Source organism: Sporolactobacillus nakayamae (assembly GCF_900113325.1).
Classification (GTDB): domain Bacteria; phylum Bacillota; class Bacilli; order Bacillales; family Sporolactobacillaceae; genus Sporolactobacillus; species Sporolactobacillus nakayamae.
In genome coordinates, this window is the sequence record NZ_FOOY01000047.1 from 1 (window position 1) to 1,270 (window position 1,270).

Sequence of the window (1,270 nt, forward strand, 5' to 3'; positions counted from 1 at the left end):
GAGCATGCACACTTAAGCTATTGAACCGCCGTATACGGACCCGTACGTACGGTGGTGTGAGAGGTCGGAGAAATTATCTCCTCCTACTCGATATTATTTTATTCAATTAGTGGAGTTGTGATTACTGGACTTATTTCAAACAACTTTTCGGGAATAACATTTATCAAAGCGTGTTTACCTGTTATTACAAGTAAATATTGGTATATAACATGTTATTTTTTGTTAGTACTGTTTTCTCCATTTATTAATCAAATTTCTGAAAAACTTGAAAAGAAAAAATTTGAAGCTTTGCTAATAACTATGCTCTTTGTCTTTAGTATCATCCCTTCAATTTTTCAATTTCATGTAATGAATGATGGTGGGAAAGGACTGGCAAATATGATTTTGATGTATCTTATCGGCAGATATATTAAAACATATTGGAATGGAGAATATAAAAAGATATGGCTATCAGTTATTAGTATTTTTTCAGTGTGCGCCACGTTCATAATGAATATGGTTTTATCCATTTTAAGGGGAGGAATTGGAATTGAAGCTCCTTTTGCAAGAGACTGTTCGATAACTATTATTCTCTCTTCTGTTGCTATATTTATGCTATTCCGCGAATTTCATTATAAATCTATTTTGATTAATATACTTGCAAAACATGTTGTTGTTATTTACGTTTTCGAAGGAACTATGCGAACGGTACTTAATCAATATATTGATATAATTTCCTTTGAAAAAAAATGGTATTTATTTGCCATCGTTGCTTTATATGTGATTGCAATAATGGCAATATGTATTATCGTTAACTTAATTAGAAGCAAATCGATAGGTAAATTGGATAAATATGGAGTATATATAATATTGAAGATAGGAAACTGGTCATTTGAAAAGTTTGTCGTTTATTTCAAAATTTGCAAACAGAAAATTGTACGATTATTAGTAAATGTTGAACAATGAATATATTCTTCTGATTAGTATATTGTATCTGGAGACAATTCTCCTGTGAATTGATTGGACAGATGAGTCTTGACGGGAATAGACTAACAGAAGTTTGATGAAAATCAATGGATCTATGTTTAAAACTATTCTCTAGTGTTATTGCTGCCTGAAAATAGCCGAAAGTTGACGGGATTGCCTGTCCAGTAGGTGCCAGCTATAATGTCCGTAGGACTTTATAGCTGGCATTTATTTGTAAGCGTCAAATAGCCCACACCTAGTCAAAGATGCGGGCTTGATTTATGATTGTTGGGAAGATAATTTGCAGTTTTCCGGAAGACTTGAG

Annotated in this window: 1 protein-coding gene; it reads left to right on the plus strand. The window is 32.5% G+C overall.

Annotated elements, in window-relative coordinates; genetic code table 11:
• The first annotated feature begins 90 nt into the window (after window positions 1-90).
• On the plus strand, window positions 91-945 hold the full coding sequence (locus BM003_RS17315; protein ID WP_342742027.1) for an acyltransferase family protein: 855 nt from the start codon (window positions 91-93) through the stop codon (window positions 943-945).
• Window positions 946-1,270: the final 325 nt, after the last annotated feature.